The sequence below is a fragment of the Erwinia rhapontici genome (assembly GCF_012271765.1).
In the GTDB taxonomy this organism is placed as follows: Bacteria; Pseudomonadota; Gammaproteobacteria; order Enterobacterales; family Enterobacteriaceae; genus Erwinia; species Erwinia rhapontici.
The window spans coordinates 825,012-844,949 of the sequence record NZ_VRKO01000010.1 but is presented as its reverse complement, the minus strand read 5'-3'; the positions used below and the strand labels follow the sequence as shown (position 1 = coordinate 844,949).

The window sequence follows — 19,938 nt, the reverse complement described above, 5'->3', positions numbered from 1 at the left end:
AAGGCAGCAAAAAGAGATAAATTTGTGCTATTCGCCGCAACGCCCGGGCACCACGAAGCACAGCATTTGTTCACTGAGACGACTGCCTTATAAAGGAAGAAAAAAACGATTTGCCTGCGGATATGATATTTGGATAATCAACCGATTGATAAAAGCGAGATTTTTCCGCTTGAACCCCTTTCTGGCGTTGATTACATTGACCCACCGGTCTACCGCCGCTGCTGCAAAAAAAAAGTGACCGGAGGCAGAGAATCGCTTCTCTTTTACGGATATCGCTGCGCTATCGATGTCCTGTTCAACACAAATGGAAACCACATGACCACCTTGATTTATCAGGATGAAAAATCCCACAAATTCTGGACCATTGTACAAAAACAACAGGAACTCCATCTCAGTTGGGGACGTGTGGGAACTCAGGGGCAAAGCCAGATAAAAAGCTTTGATGATGATGAACAGGCCAGAAAAGCGTGCGAGAAGCTCATTAAAGAGAAGAGCCGCAAAGGCTATCTGGCAGCAGGTGAAGATAAACAACAGAGCATCGCTTCTGCTGGCAGTGCAGCCTCAGTCCAGGCCGTGCCACCCGCAGCCGTGGCGCCAGCCAGTCCGAAAAAAACACCGTCCGCCGCGCCAACGGCTGACGAGCCTCTCACCGCTTCCCCCGTAGCCGCTCCCCTCAGCGCCGTCGTCAACCCTGCGGCACCGCTGTGGCTGACAGAAGATGATGCCATTACGCTGCCGCAGAAGCTGTCCGTACTGGCACTCAGCCACCGTGACAGGCCACTCCCGGCCATCGGTAAAGTCGAAGAACCCGCAGAACAGTTACGTCGTCTGAAGGTCTTGAGCCAGGAAACCAAAAAGAACGGCGGCATGGTCCTGGACGGCAGTCGCTGCGATAGCAGCTGGCAGCAGGCGTTCGCCATCGCGCAGGCCTGCCTCGCCGAGGCAAAACCGCTGCCGCAGGACTCCCCGATGGCCGCTGCGGCCCTGATGAAAATCAATCAGACCTATGCGGGGCGCGACACTTCGCTGCTGATCGATGCCATCGTGGCCAGCTATGGCCTGGAGTATGCCGTCGAGATGATCATCGCCAGCCTGCAGATTGGTCTCGACCGGGATTACCGCTCGCGCAACATCTCGTTTTATCCGGCGGATAACCCACCTGCGGGTTACCAGCAGAATATCGTTGATTATGAAATGCGTCTGCGCTGGCACCTCTCTGCGGCACAGCCAGACCTGTGGCAACGCTGCGCAGACCGCCTGGTCGCCGCCCTGCCGCTGATCCCACTCTGGCGTCAGCCGCTGGTGTCATTGCTGCTGCCTGAGCGGCCCGAACTGGCCGATGAAATCACCCTGCGTGCAGGACGCAACCGGGATCTGACGGCGCTGGAGTGGCTGAAAATGACCGCGACGGATGAGGATACCCTGCATGTACTGGAGTATTACCAGGCGTTAGAACTGTTTGATAGCTGGTATTACGGCGAAATACTGACCAGCACTGTGCTGCTGGAGCAGGGTGTGCGCGCGCTACCGCGCCTGGCGCCCTATGCTCACGGCGATCGCTGTGGCGAAGTGCTGATGCACATCAACCATCCGCAGGCACTCATGATGTTAATTGACGCTGCCGGCAAGGGAAAACGCAGCTATGAGCGCGCAGCAAAAGCCAGTAAACGCTTCCCTCACGCCGCGTTCGCGGCCCTGGTTCGTCTGCTGAACGGTAAAGAGGATGCGCTGTGGCGTAGTCAGCTTCATGCCCTGCTGCACACTCAACCGCAGCTGGCTGCTGAGGTTGCCCCCTGGCTCTCCGCAGAGGAACGCGCTTTGGTGGAGAGCAGTCTTGCGCAGCTGAACGTTAAAACCGACTGCGCCAGCGCGGAGATGTTACCGGCGATCCTCGTGTCACCGCCGTGGACCGTCAAAAAACAGGTCGGCACCATTCCGCAGTTGACGTTATCGGTGCAGCCTGTCGCGCCACAGTTCGACGGCGTGCCAGAAGACCAGCTGTCGATGTGGTCGAATCATCGTAAGCTCAAGGTGGAGGGTCTGAAGACAGAAGAGATCCTCGCGCGTTTTGGCTTCAATTCATGGAACCAGTCATTGCCAGACACAGCGGTGCAGGCCTATGACGAGGATAATTACAGTCAGCTTATTGCCGACTGGGCGACCAACCACTCGCATTACGCCAGTGACTGGAATCTCACTATTTTACCCGGGTTGCCGCGTGAAAAAGGCCTCAACCTGTGGAATGCGCTCAGTACGGAGCATCACACCGGTATTGCGCTGGTCATGGCACATTTCGGCCTGGACGGGCTGCCCGGCTTTATCAACAGTGTTGGCCGCCAGCCGCAGGAAGCGCTACCCGTCGCACTCTGCGTGGGTAGCACCGACCTCGCACCGCTGGTTTCACGGGCGTTTTCCAAACTGAAAACCCTGCGTGCAGAGGCGCGTAACTGGCTGCTGAAGTATCCGGAACATGCGGTAGCTGGCCTGCTGCCGGTGGCTTTCGGCAAAGCCGGAGAAGCGCAGGATCACGCGCGTCTGGCGCTGCGTCTGCTGCTGGATAACGGCTATCAGGAACTGCTGGAAGCGGTGGCTGGACGCTATGCGCAACCCGAGGTGCTGGCAGCGGTCAATGCCCTGGTGCAGCTTGACCCACTGGACGATTTCCCGGCGAAGCGCCCTGCATTGCCGGACTTCTGGCAACCCGTGCTGTGGACACGTCCTCTGCTCCATAACGGTAAAGCCCTGCCGGAGGATGCCCTGATGCACCTCGGCACCATGCTACGATTCCCGACGGAAAATGGCCTGTATCCGGGGCTGGTCCAGGTCAAAGAAGCCTGTACGCCGGACTCACTGGCGGCGTTTGCCTGGGATCTGTACACCGCGTGGATGGCCGCTTCAGCGCCATCAAAAGAGGGCTGGGCGTTCAGCACGCTCGGGCTGTTCGGCAACGATGATATCGCCCGTCAGTTAACCCCGCTGATCCGCAGCTGGCCGGGTGAATCCCAGCATAAACGTGCCGTTGCGGGTCTGGATATTCTGGCGGATATTGGCTCGGATATCGCGCTGATGCAGCTGAACGGTATTGCGCAGAAGCTGAAGTTCAAAGCGCTGCAGGAGCGGGCGCGTGAAAAAATCAGCCAGATTGCCGAAAAACGCGAACTGAGTGTCGCAGAGCTGGAAGACCGCCTGGCACCAGATCTGGGGCTGGATGACAATGGCTCATTGCTGCTTGATTTCGGTCCGCGCCAGTTCAGCGTCAGTTTTGATGAATCACTCAAACCTTTCGTACGCGACAGCAGCGGCAGCCGCCTGAAAGACCTGCCAAAGCCGAACAAGAATGACGATGCTGCGCTGGCGACAGATGCGGTCAATCGCTTCAAATTACTGAAAAAAGATGCGCGCACCATCGCCAGCCAGCAGATCGCCCGTCTGGAAAGCGCAATGTGCCTGCGCCGTCGCTGGACAGAAGCCCAGTTCATCCAGTTCCTGGTGGGTCATCCGCTGGTCGGTCACCTGACCCGCCGCCTGGTGTGGGGTGCCTATGATGCCGATAACCAGTTGCTGAGCTGCTTCCGCGTCGCGGAAGACAACAGTTACAGCACCGCAGACGATGACCTGTTCACACTGCCGCATAACGCTGTTGAAATCGGTATTCCGCATATTCTGGAAATGCCGCCCGAAGATGCCGCTGCCTTTGGTCAGCTGTTTGCCGATTATGAACTGCTACCGCCCTTCCGCCAGTTGGATCGTAACCGCTATCTGCTGACCGCTGAAGAGCGTGAAGCCACCGATTTACAACGCTGGCAGGGCAGGCTCTGCCCAAGTGGACGTCTGGCCGGACTGACCAGCAAAGGCTGGCTGCGTGGCGTGCCACAGGATGCGGGATGGATCTGCTGGATGTTAAAACCCCTGGGGGACCTGACGCTGGTGCTGGAAATGGGTGAAGGCCTGGGCGTTGGCATGGCACCGGATGAATTTAACAAGGAGCAGTCGCTGGCAAGCATCTGGCTGTGGCACGGCGATGCCCACCAGTATGGCTGGGGCCAGCAGCACCCGCAAAAGCATCCGTTCTCACAACTGCATCCGATTACCGCCAGCGAAATGCTGAGTGATATTGATGCGCTGTTTGATTAATGCCTGAACCCGTTTGTTAAGGAAAGACCATGTCTGATGTATTGCAGCGGCCCCCGGCCGCGGTACTTTACGCTGCGGAACTGGCGCGGCTGAAACAGGATGACAGTGGCCCCCTGCCCCCCGGCTGGCAACTCAGTCTGCCGGCAGCACGGGCATTTATCCTGGGCGATGATGCCCGGGATATCAGTGCAAAAGTCGTCACATCGATCGCCAGCGTTGAGCGCATGCTGGTGACGCTGGCCACCGGGCGCGGTCTGATGCTGGTCGGTGAACCCGGCACCGCAAAATCGCTGCTGTCAGAGCTGCTGGCAACCGCCATCAGCGGTGATGCCGGGCTGACCATTCAGGGCGGCGCATCGGTGACAGAAGATCAGATTAAATACGCCTGGAACTATGCCTTACTGATTAACCAGGGGCCATCAACTGATGCCCTGGTCCCGGCCCCGCTTTATCAGGGCATGCGTGAGGGTAAAATCGTACGTTTCGAAGAGATCACCCGCGCACCGCTCGAAGTGCAGGACTGCCTGCTTGGGATGCTGTCTGACCGCGTGATGACCGTGCCGGAACTGAGCGGTGATGACAGCCAGCTGTATGCCCGTGAAGGCTTCAATATTATCGCCACCGCCAACACCCGCGATCGTGGCGTTAACGAGATGAGTGCCGCGCTGAAACGCCGCTTTGACTTCGAAACCGTGTTCCCGATTATGAATTTCGAGCAGGAGCTGGCGCTGGTCTCTTCTGCGTCTGCACGTCTGCTGACGCACAGCGGCATCCCGCATAAAGTGCCGGATGACGTGCTGGAACTGCTGGTGCAAACCTTCCGCGATCTGCGCAGCGGTGGAGAGAAAAAAAGCGCGATGGACAGCCTGAACGCCATTATGTCGACGGCTGAAGCGGTCAATGTGGCACATGCGGTGGGCGTGCGCGCCTGGTTCCTGCAACAGCGCGCCGGTGAACCGGCTGACCTGGTTGACTGCATTGGTGGCACCATCGTCAAAGATAATGAAGACGATCGCGCACGCCTGCAACGCTACTTTGAGCAGCGCGTCGGTAACCGTAAAGAAGCGCACTGGCAGGCGTATTACCAGGCGCGTCACCGGCTGCCATGACCCTCCCGGCAACAGATCGTCCTCCAGTCACGATGCCCCCGGCCGGTGAACCGCTCATCCTCGGCATCCGCCACCACAGCCCGGCCTGCGCCAGGTGGGTTAAGCACAGCATCGAACAGCTACGCCCGGCCTGGGTATTGATTGAAGGCCCGGCGGATTTTAACCCCCGACTCGATGAACTGCGGCTGGCGCATCAGTTGCCGATCGCGATTTACGGTTACTGCCAGTTTCAGGATCACGATACGCCCGGTATCGGTGCCTGGACACCGTTTGCCGAATGGTCACCTGAATGGCAGGCACTGCTGGCCGCACAACGGCTGAAGGCCGAAACGCGTTTTATCGATGTGCCGATCTGGGCGCAGACAACCGACGATGACGAAGACGACAGCGACAGCCAGCACTATCATCAGCGCCAGCAGGCGATGATGGCGGCCTGCGGGATGGAGAGCAGCGATGCGTTATGGGACCATCTGTTCGAAGATGACGATCAGCATAACGAACTCCCCCGCACGCTGGATCGGTGGTTTCAGCAACTGCGTGACGGTTGCCCTGGCAGCCCGCAGGATCGGCAGCGCGAAGCTTATATGGCTCGCTGGATCGCCTGGGCGATGGCACAGGATAACGGCCCGGTGCTGGTGGTCTGCGGAGGCTGGCATGCTCCAGTCCTTGCCCGTCTGTGGCGCAGCGTTTCAGATACCAGGGAACCCGGGCTGCCTGACCCACCCCTTACCGGTGCCGTCACCGGCAGCTATCTGACCCCCTACAGTGAAAAGCGGCTGGATGTGCTGGCAGGCTATCTCTCCGGGATGCCCGCGCCGGTGTGGCAGCACTGGTGTTGGCAATACGGGCTGCAACAGGCCGGGCAGCGTCTGCTGGAAACCGTTCTGACCCATCTGCGCCGCCAGCATCTGCCCGCCTCAACCGCGGATATGACCAATGTCGTCTCCATGGCGCGGGGGCTGGCGGCACTGCGCGGGCACCGGCTACCGCTGCGCAACGACTGGCTGGATGCGCTGGCGGGCAGTCTGATCAAAGAAGCCCTGCATACACCATTACCGTGGAGCTATCGCGGTCAGTTACAGGCGGGCACGGATCCGATTCTGATCACCCTGGTAGACGTGCTGGCAGGACATCGCTTTGGCGAACTGGCCGCCGACACACCACAACCCCCCTTACCCCAGGATGTGATACGCGAGCTTGCGCACGCCAGCATTACGCTCCCGTCCACCCTGACCCTTAACCGCTTTGATGCGGAAGGATTAGGGCAAAGTCAGGTGCTGCATCGCCTTGCGGTGCTGGATATCCCCGGCATTCTCTGCCAGCAGGGCCACACGCTGGCGCTTTCCGGTGACGGTGAAGAGCAGTGGACGCTGACCCGGCCGTTGCAGCAACATGCCGCCCTGATCGAAGCCGCACGCTATGGCGCCACGCTGATCGAGGCCGCGCGCAACCGTCTGGAATCCGCGATGGCCGGGGCCGATGACATTGCGTCACTGGCCGCCTGGCTGCAACGCGCCGCCCTCGCCGGGCTGTCCACATTCAGCCTGCAACTGCTCTCCCGGCTGGAGCAGCAGATCGCGCTGGAGAGTCAGTTTGAGCAGATGGGCCCCGCGATGGAGATCCTCTACGCGCTGTGGCGCCACGACACCTTCAACGGAATGCGCGACGCCGCCATCCTGCACACCACTCTACGGGCAGCGATAGACCGCACATTGTGGCTGGCGGAGTCGACCGGGCTGATTGATGCCACGCAGATCAATGCCCATCTGCACAGCTGGCAGGCACTGTGCCATATTTTGCGCGATGAGCAGAGTCACCCGCAGCCCGATCGCGCTCTGGTGCTGTTGCCGCGTGCGCTTGCCGTGCTGGAACGCCGCTGCCGTGCAGCGGAGGCGAGTGCGCTCAGTCGCGGCGCGGCGCTGGGTGCGTTAATTCGTCTTGAACATCCCAGCGCCGATGCAGAGGCGGCACTGGCGCTGCTGGCGGCACTGCCTCCGGCACGGCTGGGCGAGGCGCTGCACGGACTCATCGCGCTGGCACGCCACCAGTTGGCATCACATCCGGCCTTTGTGGCCGGGTTTAATCAGCAACTGATGCAGCTGGCGGACGATCAGTTTATCGCCGCCCTGCCCGATCTGCGTGCCGCACTGGCGTGGCTACCGCCGCGCGAACGGGCAGCGCTTGCACGTCAGGTGCTGGCGCATTACCAGCTCTCCCACTTGCCAGAACATCTGTTACAAACGCCGCTGCCGGATGCCTGTGCACCTGCCGATTTTCTTCGTCATCAGCAGCAGGAGCAGCGCGCCGTCGATGCGCTCCGCGCCTGGGGCATACTGTGAGGACCCCGGATGCCTGAACTCTCCGATATGTTAACCAGCACTGAGCTACAACGCTGGCGGCTGATGCTCGGTGAGGCTGCGGAAAGCAGTCTCGGCGGGCTTGATGAACATGCCCGCGCGGTGGATAACGCCCTGGAGTGGCTGTACGGTCGCGATCCGCAGCGCCTGCAACGCGGTGAGCGCCACGGCGGCAGCGAGGGATCGCAGCTCACCACCCCGCAATGGATCAACGCCATCCATCAACTGTTCCCTGCAGAGGTGATTGAACGGCTGGAAAGTGACGCCGTATTGCGCTTCGGCATCGATGATGTGGTCACCAACATTGAGGTACTGGAACGCATCGCCCCCTCTGAGGGCCTGCTGCGCGCGGTGTTGCACACCAAACACCTGATGAATCCACAGGTGTTACAGGCCGCCCGACGTCTGGTGCGTCAGGTGGTGGAACAGATTATGGCGCGGCTGGCGACTGAGGTCCGGCAGGCGTTTTCCGGCACCCGCGACCGCCGACGCCGATCGCCGGTGGCCATTGCCCGTAACTTCGATTTTAAAGGCACACTGCGTGATAACCTGCACCGCTGGGACCCACAGCGCGGACGGCTGTTTATTGAATCCCCGGTCTTTATGAGTCGGGTAAAACGCCACAGCGAGAAATGGCAGCTCATTTTGCTGGTCGATCAGAGCGGATCGATGGTGGATTCGGTGATCCACTCCGCCGTGATGGCCGCCTGCCTCTGGCAGCTACCAGGGATCCGTACCCATCTGGTGGCATTCGACACCAGCGTAGTGGATCTGACGGCTGACGTGCAGGACCCGGTTGACCTGCTGATGAAAGTTCAGTTGGGTGGCGGCACCGATATTGGTAAAGCCGTGCAGTATGCGCGGCAGCTGATCGAACAGCCGCAAAAAAGCGCGATTGTACTGGTCAGCGATTTCTTCGAAGGCGGATCCCCCTCACTGTTGGTCAACCAGGTCAGGCAGTGTGTGCAGAGCGGCAGCAAAGTGCTGGGACTGGCCGCACTCGACAGTAAAGCCGCCCCCAGCTATGACCGTGATATGGCCCAACGGCTGGTCAATGCCGGGGCACAGATTGCAGCCATGACGCCGGGTGAACTGGCGGCCTGGCTGGCGGAGAACCTGCAATCATGAGTGAGATGCTACGCAGCGAGCTGCTCGAACTGACCCCGCAGGCGTTAATCGCCCTCAGCAATGCGGGTTTCGTTAAACGCAGCCAGAAAGAGATCGCCGCCGGAAATCTGCCCTCGTTCAGCGATAAGGACGGCGTGCTGACAGCGCAGTTTAGCGATGGCATCCAGACCCGGTTGAGCCAGGGTCAGGCATTGAAAGAAGCACAGTGTAGCTGTGGGGCCAGCAACATGTGCCGCCATCGGGTTATGCTGGTGCTCGGCTATCAACAACGGTGTGCCACTGAAGCGCCAGTCCCCGCCGCCTCTGTCCGCTGGCAGCCCGGCGAGTGGCTGGCGGAACTACGCTCACTGCCTGCAGCAACGCTAAAACGCGCACAGCAACTGGCTGATAAAGGGCTGGTGATAGAACTCCAGTGCGAACCCGGAAAGGTGCCCGCAGCGAAACTGCCGATGAGCGATGTGCGTTTTTTTTCACGCAGCAGCATGCAGTTTGCCCGTTGCGACTGCGTTGAAGGCACGCTGTGCGAACATATCATTCTCGCGGTGCAGGCCTTTGCCGCGGCCGAAGCACAGCATCCGGGTTTTGAACACCTCGTCTGGCAATTACAGGGCGAACGGCAGGATGATGTGACTGACCTGGCGGAGAGTGAAGGCAATCTGGCAGAGCTTTGTCACCTGGGCCACCAGCTATGGAGCCGTGGGCTCAGCCAGCCTTCTGTCACCTTTGCTCCGCTACTGACTCAGGCACAACGCAGCGCTCAGCAGGCCAACTGGCGTTGGGTGACACTGTCACTCCAGCAAATGACTGAAGGGATCGACCACTTTCACCAACGTGCATCCCATTATCGTGCCGGGCCGTTTCTCAGTCAGTTATCCGGGTTAACGGCTCGCGTGCTGGCTGCCCGCGAGATGGCACGCGTGGCCTCGGAGGGCAAAACGCCCGCACAGCCCTGGCGCAACATTGTTGGCCTCGGGATTCAGGATCGGGTCAAACTCGACCATCTGCGGCTGGTATCACTCGGCATGGATTGCTGGCAGGACAACCGCCATTACGGGGTACGCATCTGGTTTACCGATCCGGATACGGGCAGCGTTCTGCATCTGTCACGCCAGTGGCCGCTGGCAGAACAGCAGAATGCACCCGGCTGGCAGCGCCGTATTGCGGGGTTCCAGGCTTCAATCCTCGCAGGTGGGCAAATCATCTCGCAGGCGGCACAGCGCGATGCGCGCGGGGAATTACACCTGGCGGCGCGCGATCGTCTGACTAGCGTCGCGCCCCTGACGCCCTCGGCATGGGAGATGCCCGAGTTCCCCCTTTGCCAGCCGGGTGTCGAAGCCCTGCGGCACCATCTGCAACAACGCCCGCCCGCCTTCACCCGACCACTTAGCCACAGTGATAGCCTGTTTATCCTGCCGCTGGGTGAATGTCTGGATATCCGCTGGGATGCCGGGCGACAAACGCTGGAAGCTGATGTTATCAGCGGTGCAGGTGAAGAAAATGTTCTGCGGTTATCACTGAGTGCATCGCCTTCGGCCCCACGCGCCATTGACTGTCTGACGGCCCTGCTGCAACAGCAGGATGATCCGCCCTGCAAGGTCTCCGGTCGGGTATCGGTGGTGGACGGTGTTCTGGTGCTGGAACCGCTGGTGATCATGACGCGCCAGCGTGCCTGGGTGCTGAATGCCGGGAACCCGCCATCTCAGGCGCTGCCTGTCAGCGCATCCCCTCCGGCATTACCGCTGCCTCTGGCCCTGCTACAGCAGTGCCAGCAGATGCTGATCCAGTGGCTACACAACGGGTTGTGCCACCAGGAACAGCGTGCCTGTCGTGAAGCGGAAACGCTGGCGCAGGCGCTGGATGGATGCGGCTTTGAACGGCTGGCACGTCTGCTGCGTCATCTGCCTGCATTACTGGCGGGTACGGATCATGAGCGGCTGGTGAATACGCTGAACGCGATTGTGTTGCTGCGGGATGAACTGGAACAACAGTGTCTACTGACGCCGCAGGACGCGAACGCCCGTTAAAAGTATCACGCCCGCAGACGCGGGCGTAATGAGGATTACAGCAGCGGTTTATCACCACGCTGCCAGAGACGCAGCAGCAGACGTTCAACACTACCCGTCGCGCTATCGGTAAAGCGGCTCATCACCCCTTTGCGGCGCGCATAACGCACCCCAATCACCTGGTGTTTCTCCATCTGAGCGATAATCAGATCATCACTGGTGCTGATGGCATCAACCAGGCCTTTATCCAGCGCCTGCGTCCCGTACCAGTGCTCCCCGGTCGCGACACTGTCAATATCCAGCGAAGGACGCATCTGGTGTACAAACTGCTTAAACAGCAGGTGCGTTTCATTCAGGTCCTCACGGAATTTCTCGCGTCCCTGCTCGGTATTCTCACCAAACAGCGTCAGCGTACGTTTGTATTCCCCGGCCGTGTGCAGCTCAACGTCAATCTCATTGCGCTTCAGCAGACGGTTAAAGTTAGGGATTTGCGCCACCACGCCAATGGATCCGATGATCGAGAACGGAGCGGCAACGATACGATCCGCCACACAGGCCATCATATAACCGCCGCTCGCCGCCACTTTATCAACGGCCACCGTCAGCGGGATTTTCTTCTCACGCAGGCGCTGAAGCTGAGAGGCTGCCAGGCCGTAACCATGCACCACGCCGCCTGGGCTTTCCAGACGCAGCAGGACTTCATCCCCGGCCGTCGCCACCGCCATGACCGCCGACACCTCCTCACGCAGCGAGGAGACTTCACCGGCATCCATGCTGCCTTTGAAATCGATCACATACAGCGTGGGTTTCGTCGCTGCCGGTGGACGCCCCAGCTTCGCCTGCTGTTTGGCGGTTTTTGCCTCCAGCTTCTCTTTTTTCTTCTGCTCTTTGTGCCACAGTTTTTGCTGTAACGGCTTCATCTTCGCCAGCCGCATCGTATCCTGCATTTCCGTGTAGCGTTCATCCAGGTGGGTCAGTTTTAGCTGGCCGCTCTGGGCGCGTTTCCGCATGGCAAGATTAGCGATCACCACGGCGATGGCCACAATCGCCACCACAACGGTGACGGTTTTTGCCAGAAAAAGTCCATAATAAGAGAGTAAGTCCACTCAAACCGCCTTGATTTACATTATGTTAGAGATTGACTTATTGTAGCGGAGTCGCGCTCAGGAGTCGCCTGCTGACGTGACTTCACCGTAAATCCGGGCAGCGCGATTGAACTCATCACCGTTTTCAGGCATAAATCACTTTATTCAATCCGTGCAAAGGCTTACGCCAACCAGGATCATCAGCCCGCGGATATCATCCCCATCGCCAGAGGATCTTTACGTGCATTATCAACCGAAAAGCGATCTGCTTAATCACCGAATTATTCTTGTGACCGGCGCCAGCGATGGCATCGGGCGCGAGGCCGCCCTCTCCTATGCCCGCTACGGCGCGCAGGTGGTGCTACTGGGCCGCAATGCCGAAAAACTGCAACGGGTCTGTGATGAAGTGAATCAGCACAGCAAAGCCCCGGCGTTGTGGTTTACTCTCGATCTGGAAACTGCGACGCCGGAAAGCTGCCATCAGCTGGCACAGTCGGTAGCAGCAGAGGTGCCGCGCCTGGACGGCGTGCTGCATAACGCCGGGTTGTTAGGTGACGTCGTACCGATGGATCAGCAGGACCCGGCGACCTGGCAGCAGGTAATGCGCGTCAATATCGACGGCACGTTTTTCCTGACCCAGGCCCTGCTGCCGCTGCTGCTGAAGTCCGATGCTGCTTCGCTGGTGTTCACCTCTTCCAGCGTTGGCCGCCAGGGGCGTGCAGGCTGGGGTGCCTATTCGGTGTCGAAGTTTGCCACCGAAGGCATGATGCAGGTGCTTGCCGAAGAGTACGATGCACGCCAGCTACGGGTGAACTGCATAAATCCCGGAGGCACCCGCACCAAAATGCGCGCCAGTGCCTTCCCACAGGAAGATGCCAATAAGCTGAAAACCCCTGCCGACATTATGCCGCTTTATCTCTGGCTGATGGGTGATGACAGTAAACGTAAAACCGGGATCAGCTTTGATGCGCAGCCTGGACGTAAACCAGGAGCAGCAGAATAATGGCCGCAGAAGATCGTCATCAACAGCGCCAGCAGCGACTGAAAGAGCAGGTGGACGCGCGCATTGCGGCGGCGACCGATGTTCGCGGTATTCTGATGGTATTTACTGGTAACGGTAAAGGAAAAACCACGGCGGCGTTTGGCACCGCCACGCGTGCCGTCGGGCATCAGAAGCGTGTCGGCGTCATCCAGTTTATCAAAGGCGAATGGCCCAACGGTGAGCGTAACCTGCTGGAACCTCATGGCGTAGAGTTTCAGGTGATGTCCACCGGATTTACCTGGGACACGCAAAACCGTGAAACGGACACCGCCGCCTGCCTGAGCGTGTGGCAGCATGGCAAACGCATGTTGCAGGATCCGACGCTGGACCTGGTGGTGCTGGATGAACTGACCTATATGGTGAGTTTTGACTATCTGCCGCTGGAAGAGGTGCTTGAGGCATTGCAACAACGCCCTGTTCATCAGAGTGTGATTATCACTGGCCGCGGCTGTCATCGGGAGATTCTGGAGCAGGCGGATACCGTCAGTGAAATGCGCCCGGTTAAGCATGCCTTTGATGCCGGGATCCAGGCACAGCAGGGCATAGACTGGTAAGCGCTATAACGCAAAAGGGACCCGAAGGTCCCTTTTGACATCACACACTGCATCACGCAACGTTAGCCTTGCTGACGCTTAGACGAGCGGCGATTGCTGCCCGGCTTGCTGGCTTTCGTGGTCGTGGTGGTATGACGCTTGACCGCACGGCGGATCTGGTTCGCTTTAGTACGGCGGCGATCTTTTTCCACGGCGACTTTGGTGACCGTTTCCGGCGCCAGACCGACCAGCTCACGCAGGTAGTTGGTCGGCTGGAGTTCCAGCTCTGTCCAGCCGCCACGCGGCAGACCTTTCGGCAGGTCGATATCGCCATAGCGGATACGGATCAGACGGCTCACCTGCACACCGACCGCTTCCCACAGACGACGAACTTCACGGTTGCGCCCTTCGGTCAGCGTGACGTTGTACCACTGGTTAATCCCTTCCCCGCCCGTAAACTTCAGGGTTTTAAAGGCTGCCGGGCCGTCTTCTAACTGCACGCCACGGCTCAGCTGTTTGATCTTCTCGTCATCGACGGCACCAAATACGCGGACGGCATATTCGCGCTCAACTTCACGGCTCGGGTGCATCAGGCGGTTTGCCAGTTCACCATCGGTAGTGAACAACAGCAGACCACAGGTGTTCACATCCAGACGGCCAACGGCCACCCAGCGTGCACCGCGCAGCTTCGGCAGACGGTCAAATACCGTTGGACGGCCTTCCGGGTCATTACGGGTACAAAGCTCGCCTTCCGGCTTGTAATACGCCAGTACGCGGCAGACTTCGGCAATGGATTCACTGACAGGAACAATATGGCCGTCAACACGGATCTTCATTGAGGCACTTGGCTCAACACGGTCACCCAGTGTGGCCAGCTTGCCATCAACGCTGACGCGTCCGGCAGAGATCAGGGTTTCGATTTCACGACGGGAACCGTGCCCGGCGCGTGCTAAAACTTTTTGTAATTTCTCGCTCATGGAGCTACCTCTGTGTCGCCTTCCCAGGCGTCATGGTGAAAACAGAATTTCTTTTGTTTTCAATAACTTAAAGTGTGTATCGCGTGTCATTATACAGCCTTTTTACTGCGGTGTAACCTTCTTACACCGCGCAGGCCCAAAAAAAGCCCTACACCTCGTCCCCATAACCCGTGCGACCCATTGAAAGAGTGAGCATTGTTGGACTACACCAGCCGCTTTCCTTGTTTGTCGATCAGTTTTTCACCCCCTTCCTTGCTGAATTCGCCCTGCTGCGGGTCTGGCAATATTTCAAGAACGATTTCTGACGGCCTGCATAACCGCGTGCCAATCGGTGTGACAACAATCGGGCGATTAATCAGGATCGGATATGTCAGCATGGATGCAATCAATTCATCATCGCTGAAGCGCTCTTCGGCTAATCCCAGTTGCTCGTAAGGTTCCACGTTCTGACGAAGCAATGCACGGGGGCTAATCTGCATTGCAGTGATCAACTGTACGAGCTTATCGCGATCGGGCGGTGTCTCCAGATAGAGAATAATTGTTGGTTCAACACCGCTATTACGAATCAGCGCCAGCGTGTTACGTGATGTTCCACAGGCCGGATTATGGTAGAGGGTAATATCTGTCATGTTCATTCTCATCTCATTGGGTCAGCGCCAGACGCAAAGCCAGCGCACTCAGGGTGACAAGCAACACGGGCAGTGTCATCACCACGCCAACCCGGAAGTAGTAACCCCAGCTAATCTTGATGTTTTTCTGGTCGAGTACATGCAACCAAAGTAACGTCGCCAGACTTCCAATCGGTGTAATTTTCGGCCCCAGATCGCAGCCAATAATGTTGGCGTAAATCATAGCTTCTTTGATGACACCTTCCGCCGCGCTTGCGTCGATTGAGAGCGCGCCGATCAAAACAGTGGGCATATTGTTCATCACTGATGAAAGCATCGCCGTGACCAGCCCAGTACCAAAGGTGGCACTCCACAACCCCCCGTTTGCGAAGGTATTTAACAGTGAGGTGAGATACTGGGTGAGGCCCGCATTTTTCAGACCGTAGACAACCAAGTACATCCCCAGTGAGAAAATAACAATCTGCCACGGTGCACCGCGTAGCACTTTCCCGGTGTTAATGGCATGGCCGCGTTTAGCCACAACAAACAGAATGAGCGCACCAGACGCAGCTATAGCACTCACGGGAATGCCGAGCGGCTCAAGCAGGAAGAAGCCAACCAACAGCAGAACCAACACCAGCCAGCCCATTTTGAATGTCGCTGGGTCTTTGATGGCATTCGCAGGAGATTTCAACAGTGAAAGATCGTAGGTAGCGGGAATGTCTTTACGGAAGAAAAGATGAAGGACAATCAGCGTGGCAATGATAGCGGCGAGATCAACCGGCACCATGACTGACGCATAGTCACTAAACCCCAGTTGGAAAAAATCTGCAGAAACGATATTAACGAGATTGGAGACTATCAGCGGCACACTGGCTGTGTCAGCGATAAACCCGGCTGCCATAACGAAAGCCAGTGTTGTTCCTTTGCTAAAACCTAATGCCAGCAGCATAGCGATAACAATGGGTGTCAGAATGAGCGCAGCACCATCATTAGCAAATAGCGCGGCCACCGCAGCACCTAACAGCACAATATACGTAAAAAGCAACCGCCCTCGCCCGTTACCCCATTTGGCAACATGCAACGCACACCATTCAAAAAATCCTGATTCGTCCAACAGCAGGCTGATGATGATTACTGCGATAAATGCAGCCGTTGCGTTCCAGACGATATGCCAGACAGCCGGAATGTCATTCAACTGAATGACTCCGGTCACCAACGCAAGCACTGCACCTATTGACGCTGTCCAGCCAATGCTAAGCCCGCGAGGCTGCCAGATAACCAACACGATGGTCAGGATAAATATTGCGCCTGCGAGTAACATTGAAATCTCCCACCTCGAAAAAATACATACGTTTTTGTGAATGCGTTTTTGCGATCAGCTGCACACATTAGCGTTAGCGTTTTTGAGTGATTCACGTACTTCCTCACGCTGACTGCTCCATGCGGTATCAATAATCGAGGCAGCCCATGCCGGCATATGAGGTGAAAGACGATAATGAACCCATTTGCCCTCACGGCGATCCAGCACTAATCCTGCATCACGTAACAGGGCAATATGCCTGGAAATTTTCGGCTGCGACTGGTTTGTCACTGCGCAAAGGTCGCACACACACAACTCTCCCGCTTCCCGTAACAGCAAAATAATGGTTGTCCGCGTTTCGTCGGCAAGCAATTTGAAAAGTTGAACAGGATGCATAATCAAACGTTCCAGTGAAAACAAGACAAATATGATAATTCATATATGTTAAAAGTAAAAGTGGATTTCAATCACTGGAAAATTTCCTATGCCAGCATTTCCAGCCCTTGATGCTGAACACGTTGATCTGTTCTTCTCAGGGAAAAATGCTGGCAGTGACGCAGTTTGCGGCGGGTCGCCGTCGTTCAACGCCGTCAATCAGGCAAAGATTTGATTGCTCCCCGTGCCATTGGTCATCAAACCCAAAGGACGCAGTGCGTGACCGCGCCATTTTTATTACATTTAAAAGACTTAACAGTTACCCACCTGAATGAAAGTATAAATACTTATCATTTAGCGTATTTTTCATTCATTCGTTAAAAAATGAATTAACCGAAATAACAGCAGGTTACTGCCTTACACTCCCCTTATTTGTTGAACCTTTCAGCCCGCACCAGGCCTGGCGCCAGCCCGAAAATCCCGTATCTACGCGTGAACACCAGCCCGCCACTCCAGTTTTTTTGATTTTTTTAGTTTCAAATACCAGACTGAAACTATTTTACATTATATCATGCTGCCATAATCACTATCAGCCGAGGATACAGGAGAATAAATACCAAATATTCAGTTAATTTACACAGCAGGTTGGGTTAATTCTGGATTATCCGGCATATTAAGATTAAGGCTCAGATATTAATTTGCTCAACTTATAAGTTTGTGTAGAATTCACTCAGGCAGAAGAGCGCCATATAAATAGATAGTTAAATAGATATTATAAATACACGTTTAACGTGAACATAAAAACTTCGTTTTTCTTTTCGTTGTTAGCAGTAAACGGGAGTGAATGCTCCTGAAAAAATACGCTGAGTCACACTCGGCATCGGCATTACACGTCATTACTCCTCACCAGGGATTTTACTGACGTGTCCGACAAAATGTGATTATTATGAAAATTAAAAACACCCTGCCGGCGTTGGCATTGCTAATGCTGACCGGCTGCTCTGTAGGCAAATATGACTACAGCAGCGAAGCTATGAAACGCGTAGATATGAACTTTACCGGCATTCCGACCATTCTCGGCATCGGCGCGCTGGGCACCAGTATCCCTATCACCCCGGAGTACAGCCTGACTGCAGCGCATGTGGCAAAGCTTTCCGTACAGAAAGTGAAGGCCTATCACCCTTACTGCGACCTGGCGATCATCTACCACAAGAACGACATCAAAACGCTGCCGAAATTTCGCGACGGTGCCATTGGCGAGTCAGTGAAAATGTACGGTTACAGCTTTATTTCCGCCATGCCCGTTGAATCAGCAGGCGTCAATCTGGCTCTGACGGGAATCCGCAATGAATGGAATAAACGACCTTGCGTAGCGATGGCATCCAATGCTGGCGTGGTAAAAGGCATGTCGGGGGGGGCGGTTTATAATAGCGATGACACCATTGGTGGCGTCATTGTTGGCTTTACTAGCGAAATAAAAAGACCGCGTAAATCTCCAGTTCCGCTTAAGGATGTTTCACTGTATATCCCGTATAAGGATTTTAAAGAGTGGCTGGGCAAATCAACATCGTAATAACAATGAATGAGAATAAATAACAGGCCCATTCTCAGCGGCCTGTTATTTAACGCTTAGAGAAAGGGTTGAATATCGCCCACACCCTCGCGGATCACTTCCGGGGTATTTTCCGTTAAATCAATGACGGTGGTTGGCTGCTGCCCGAGATACCCGCCATGAATAATCAAGTCCACCAGCTTGCCAATTTCATCCTGGATCGCTTCCGGATCGGACTCGGTAAAGTCATTTCCCGGCAGCATCAGCGACGTCGACATCATCGGCTCATTCAGTGCTTCCAGCAGTTCCAGCGCAATCGGGTTTGAGGGGACACGCAGACCGATCGTCTTACGTTTCTCGCTCATCAGACGGCGTGGCACCTCTTTGGTTGCCTTCAGAATAAACGTGTAGTTCCCCGGCGTGTTGTTCTTGATCAGGCGAAATGCGGTGTTGTCTACGTGCGCATAGGTCGACAGCTCTGAGAGATCACGACACATCAGGGTAAAGTTATGGTTCCCATCCAGCTGACGAATGCGACAGATACGCTCCATCGCACTTTTATCTTCCAGCTTACAGCCCAGTGCATAGCCAGAATCCGTCGGATAGACAATCACACTGCCCTTGTTGAGCATTTCAACCGCCTGCTTGATCAGACGCGGCTGGGGATTATCCGGATGAATATAGAAAAATTGACTCATTACACACCTCTTGTTTGCGCTTCACTGCCACAAACCTGATTGACAATTTCAGGAAAACGGTGCCATACCGCTTCGACACCGCCCGGCAGCCACAATTTTTTTCCCAGTTCAATCCAGGGACAGGCCTGATGGAAGTCAGAACCCTGCGAGGCCGCTAACTGGTAGTCCTGCGCATAGCGTGCCAGCTGCTGACGCTCATTGGGCGCCTGCTGACACTGAGCCACTTCCATCGCCTCGCCGCCCTGCTCACTGAAGTGAGCCAGCAGACGTTTCAGCCATTTTGCCGACAGACCGTAGCGGCCGGGATGGGCTACCACGGCACGGCCACCTGAATGATGAATGGCATCAATAGCTTGTTTAATTGTACACCACTGTGGCGGGGCATAACCGGTTTTGCCACGTGCCAGATAATTTTTGAATACCTGCTGCATGGTGTCCGCTTTACCGGCGTTAATCAGAAAGCGGGCAAAATGCCCGCGCGTCACGGCACCGCCTTCCGCCAGCGCCAGCGCACCCGCTAATGCACCGGGGATATGCGCTTTTTCCAGCCGTTCAGCGATCAGTTCCGCACGCGCCAGACGGCGCTGCCCCTGTTCAGCCAGGAAGGCCACCATCTGTGGGTGGTCAATATCAATACCCAGGCCAACGATATGGATTTCATGGTTCTCCCACAGCGTTGAGATCTCCACGCCATTGATCAACTGCAACGGCAACGCATGACGTGCAATCGCTTCACGCGCGGGTTTAATGCCCTCCGTTGTATCGTGGTCGGTGATGGCCAGCACGCCCACGCGCTGTTCCACCGCACGCATAACCAGTTGCTCCGGGGTCAGTAACCCGTCGGAAGCCCGCGTGTGGCTGTGAAGATCGTAGATAGGGAAAGCGCTGAGTGAGGCGGCAACTGCGGTCAAAACGACTCCGGGAAAGACAGAAAAATATCGCAGCATGATACCGACATTTTGCCCTAAGGGAAAAAGAGTATTGACTTTTCTCCCGCGAACCAGTTAACTAGTACGCAAGTTCACAAGCAAGGT

16 protein-coding genes are annotated in these 19,938 nt (G+C 56.6%); 9 read left to right on the top strand and 7 right to left on the bottom strand.

Features of this window, described 5'->3' with window-relative positions:
• Nucleotides 1-315: 315 nt before the first annotated feature.
• From FVB43_RS09140 to FVB43_RS09120, 5 genes are read left to right on the top strand one after another with little or no spacing between them, the layout of a single operon-like run.
• Nucleotides 316-4,134, top strand: a complete 3,819-nt coding sequence (locus FVB43_RS09140; RefSeq protein WP_159336560.1) for a DUF4132 domain-containing protein — start codon at nucleotides 316-318, stop codon at nucleotides 4,132-4,134.
• Between the two features lie 29 nt (nucleotides 4,135-4,163).
• Nucleotides 4,164-5,243: an ATP-binding protein gene (locus tag FVB43_RS09135; RefSeq protein WP_133841906.1), complete on the top strand. Its 1,080-nt coding sequence runs from the start codon at nucleotides 4,164-4,166 to the stop codon at nucleotides 5,241-5,243.
• Between the two features lie 32 nt (nucleotides 5,244-5,275).
• Nucleotides 5,276-7,582, top strand: a complete 2,307-nt coding sequence (locus tag FVB43_RS09130; protein WP_133842149.1) for a DUF5682 family protein — start codon at nucleotides 5,276-5,278, stop codon at nucleotides 7,580-7,582.
• Between the two features lie 9 nt (nucleotides 7,583-7,591).
• Nucleotides 7,592-8,728 (top strand): vWA domain-containing protein, encoded by a 1,137-nt coding sequence (locus tag FVB43_RS09125; RefSeq protein WP_167863802.1) that lies wholly within the window; start codon nucleotides 7,592-7,594, stop codon nucleotides 8,726-8,728.
• Nucleotides 8,725-10,752, top strand: coding sequence for an SWIM zinc finger family protein (locus FVB43_RS09120; protein WP_422718019.1), 2,028 nt, complete (start codon nucleotides 8,725-8,727; stop codon nucleotides 10,750-10,752). Before FVB43_RS09125 ends, FVB43_RS09120 begins: the two co-directional genes overlap by 4 nt.
• 35 nt (nucleotides 10,753-10,787) lie before the next feature.
• Here the strand turns inward: FVB43_RS09120 and sohB are convergent, their stop codons facing one another.
• Complete coding sequence (sohB, locus tag FVB43_RS09115; RefSeq protein WP_133841904.1) at nucleotides 10,788-11,837, bottom strand: protease SohB; 1,050 nt, start codon at nucleotides 11,835-11,837, stop codon at nucleotides 10,788-10,790.
• 220 nt (nucleotides 11,838-12,057) lie between these two features.
• Between sohB and FVB43_RS09110 the strand changes: the two genes are divergently transcribed.
• Both FVB43_RS09110 and cobO read left to right on the top strand, forming a co-directional pair.
• On the top strand, nucleotides 12,058-12,819 hold the full coding sequence (locus FVB43_RS09110; protein ID WP_133841903.1) for a YciK family oxidoreductase: 762 nt from the start codon (nucleotides 12,058-12,060) through the stop codon (nucleotides 12,817-12,819).
• Complete coding sequence (gene cobO, locus FVB43_RS09105) at nucleotides 12,819-13,412, top strand: cob(I)yrinic acid a,c-diamide adenosyltransferase (protein WP_133841902.1); 594 nt, start codon at nucleotides 12,819-12,821, stop codon at nucleotides 13,410-13,412. The genes FVB43_RS09110 and cobO overlap by 1 nt, the downstream gene beginning before the upstream one ends.
• Before the next feature lie 62 nt (nucleotides 13,413-13,474).
• On the opposite strand, the gene rluB is transcribed toward cobO, so the two are convergent.
• From rluB to FVB43_RS09085, 4 genes are all read right to left on the bottom strand, one after another.
• On the bottom strand, nucleotides 13,475-14,368 hold the full coding sequence (gene rluB / locus FVB43_RS09100; protein WP_159336557.1) for a 23S rRNA pseudouridine(2605) synthase RluB: 894 nt from the start codon (nucleotides 14,366-14,368) through the stop codon (nucleotides 13,475-13,477).
• 203 nt (nucleotides 14,369-14,571) lie between these two features.
• On the bottom strand, nucleotides 14,572-14,997 hold the full coding sequence (gene arsC / locus FVB43_RS09095) for a glutaredoxin-dependent arsenate reductase (protein ID WP_133842147.1): 426 nt from the start codon (nucleotides 14,995-14,997) through the stop codon (nucleotides 14,572-14,574).
• A 13-nt stretch (nucleotides 14,998-15,010) separates the two neighbouring features.
• Nucleotides 15,011-16,300, bottom strand: a complete 1,290-nt coding sequence (locus tag FVB43_RS09090) for an arsenic transporter (RefSeq protein WP_133841900.1) — start codon at nucleotides 16,298-16,300, stop codon at nucleotides 15,011-15,013.
• A gap of 54 nt (nucleotides 16,301-16,354) precedes the next feature.
• Complete coding sequence (locus FVB43_RS09085) at nucleotides 16,355-16,678, bottom strand: metalloregulator ArsR/SmtB family transcription factor (protein ID WP_272952604.1); 324 nt, start codon at nucleotides 16,676-16,678, stop codon at nucleotides 16,355-16,357.
• Between the two features lie 85 nt (nucleotides 16,679-16,763).
• On the opposite strand from FVB43_RS09085, the gene FVB43_RS24735 reads away from it, so the two are divergent.
• Nucleotides 16,764-16,889, top strand: coding sequence for a hypothetical protein (locus FVB43_RS24735; protein WP_272952599.1), 126 nt, complete (start codon nucleotides 16,764-16,766; stop codon nucleotides 16,887-16,889).
• 711 nt (nucleotides 16,890-17,600) lie between these two features.
• Nucleotides 17,601-18,227, top strand: a complete 627-nt coding sequence (locus FVB43_RS09080) for a S1 family serine peptidase (protein ID WP_159336556.1) — start codon at nucleotides 17,601-17,603, stop codon at nucleotides 18,225-18,227.
• A 56-nt stretch (nucleotides 18,228-18,283) separates the two neighbouring features.
• On the opposite strand, the gene FVB43_RS09075 is transcribed toward FVB43_RS09080, so the two are convergent.
• Together FVB43_RS09075 and rnm are read right to left on the bottom strand one after the other, a co-directional pair.
• A complete protein-coding gene (locus tag FVB43_RS09075; RefSeq protein ID WP_133841897.1) occupies nucleotides 18,284-18,904 on the bottom strand; it encodes an L-threonylcarbamoyladenylate synthase in 621 nt (206 codons plus the stop codon).
• Nucleotides 18,904-19,815 carry an RNase RNM gene (gene rnm / locus FVB43_RS09070; protein ID WP_167863801.1) on the bottom strand — a complete coding sequence of 304 codons (912 nt, stop codon included), beginning with the start codon at nucleotides 19,813-19,815 and terminating at the stop codon, nucleotides 18,904-18,906. Before rnm ends, FVB43_RS09075 begins: the two co-directional genes overlap by 1 nt.
• Between the last annotated feature and the right edge of the window lie 123 nt (nucleotides 19,816-19,938).